Here is a 1915-nt window from a genome sequence, read left to right as displayed (position 1 = left end):
ACAGCAGGGTGCGTTGCGCGATCGCGGCCGCCAGCGATGGCTGCTTGCGCATGTCGTGCGCGGCGGTGGCGAGCTGATCGATGATCGGCAACAGCCGCGCCGGCGAGAGGTTGCGCAGCGCGACCTCGGCGGCCGGCTTGCGCGAGAAATGCAGCCGCGGAAATCCGCCCTCGAGCACTGCCGTAACAGGCGTGCCGGAGGCCACCGTCAGCGCCGATTTGTGCAGCCATGCGGCGTGACGTTGCGCGGCGGAGATGATGACGCCGGGATAGGTGCCGGCGACCATCGCCTTGCCGAATTCGGTCTCGATCTGGTCGGGCTTGCCACCGAAAGCGCCGTCGATGATCGGGTCGAGCTTCATCTCTGAGGCGTCGGCGACAACGGTCATCACGTGATCGAGCGTCACCTCGCCCTCGCCATGGGCAAACAATGTCAGCTTGCGGAGCTCGTTGCGCGAAGCCTGCCGGTCGCCGCCGAGCAGCGACATCAGCGAGGCCCGCGCATCCGGCGCAATCCGTAAATTCGCCGTTCGCAATTCATCGTCGATCAGCTTGGCGAGGTCGCGCTCGGTGTCGGGATAGCAGCCGATCGCAACTGCCGACGTGGCGCGCTCGCAGGCCTTGCGCAGCGGATTGTCGGGACGGATGTCGCCGGCCTCGATCACGACGCGGCAATCTTTCACCGACATGCCGGCGAGCGTCTCGACGCCGCTGGCAAAGCTGCGTGAGCCGGCGCGAACGCGGATAGCGCGCCGGCCGCCGAACAGCGGCACCGTCATGGCCTCGTCGACCAGCCGCGACGGTTCGGCGGCGAGTTCGTCGCCGTCGAGCCTGACCAGAGAAAAGGGATCATTGGGATCATCGACGGCCGACGCGATCAGCGCATCGGCGCGTTCACGCACCAGGCCGGCGTCAGGACCATAGAGCAGGACGATTGGCCGGGCCGGATCCGGCCGGGCGATGAAGCCGTTGATCTCTTGTCCGCGTAGCGCGACCACGGCAGTCTCGATCCAGCTCAGATCCCGGCGGAGAAGTACGACGCCAGCCGGGTCTTGATGTTCTCGGCGATCACGTCGGCGGCGCGGTCCTCGGCCTCCCGGAACGCGCGCTGCCGCGCAAAGCGCTGATAGGAGCCGGGGATGTCATATGAGGTCCGCGCGAAGGTACTGCCGGTCACGACGGATTTGTTGGTCGCGAGCTCGACCAGATTATACTGGGTGTCGATGCCGACATTCTCGGAGGTCGGAAGGCCGGTGTTGGGGTCGATGATCAGCGACGAGCGGCTGGTCTGGAATCTCAGCACCAGCTTGTAGACCGGTGCAGTGCCGGTGGCCGTGCCATAGAGCTTGAAGGCCAGCGCGTTGCGGATCTCGACGCCGATCCGGGCTTCGGGCGAGGCGTTCGGCTTGTCGACCGGAGGCAGGTCGACGGTCATCAGCTTGTCGCGCAGGCCCGGGGTGCCGTCGGCATGCTCGGCATACATCGGCTGGAAGCAGCCGGCCGTGAGCGCAGCCAGGCCAGCCACGGCGACGAGCCGGGCGGCGATGCGAAATCGACCGGCAGTGCTAGCCAACGACATTCACGATCCTCTTGGGAACCACAATCACCTTGCGGACGGGCCGACCATCCAGCGCCAGCTTTACCGCATCGAGGGCTAAAACGGCAGTCTCAATTTCCGGATTCTGCGCGTTGCTGGCGACTGTGACTTCTCCGCGCTTCTTGCCATTCACCTGAACGACCAGGGTGACGCTGTCTTCGACCAGCAGATCGCGTTCGATTTGCGGCCAGCTCGCCTCCGAGATCAGTCCGCCGCCGCCGAGCAGCTGCCAGCATTCTTCCGCCAGATGCGGCATCATCGGCGCAAACAGATGCACCAGGATCGTCGCCGCCTCGTTGACGGCCCAGGCCAGATCGGG

Annotated in this window: 3 protein-coding genes; all 3 read right to left on the bottom strand. The window is 65.9% G+C overall.

Annotated features, from left to right (window positions below; genetic code table 11):
* A partial coding sequence (gene holA, locus WA702_RS07030; RefSeq protein WP_425109807.1) for a DNA polymerase III subunit delta occupies nucleotides 1–997 on the bottom strand: 997 nt, incomplete at its 3' end.
* A 17-nt stretch (nucleotides 998–1014) separates the two neighbouring features.
* Nucleotides 1015–1578 (bottom strand): LPS assembly lipoprotein LptE, encoded by a 564-nt coding sequence (lptE, locus tag WA702_RS07025; protein ID WP_425109806.1) that lies wholly within the window; start codon nucleotides 1576–1578, stop codon nucleotides 1015–1017.
* Nucleotides 1565–1915 (bottom strand): class I tRNA ligase family protein (locus WA702_RS07020; RefSeq protein WP_425109805.1); only part of this gene is annotated, 351 nt, incomplete at its 5' end. The genes WA702_RS07020 and lptE, both read right to left, overlap by 14 nt.

Source organism: Bradyrhizobium sp. (assembly GCF_049798375.1).
In the GTDB taxonomy this organism is placed as follows: Bacteria; Pseudomonadota; Alphaproteobacteria; order Rhizobiales; family Xanthobacteraceae; genus Bradyrhizobium.
This window is presented reverse-complemented; position numbering and strand designations above follow the sequence as displayed.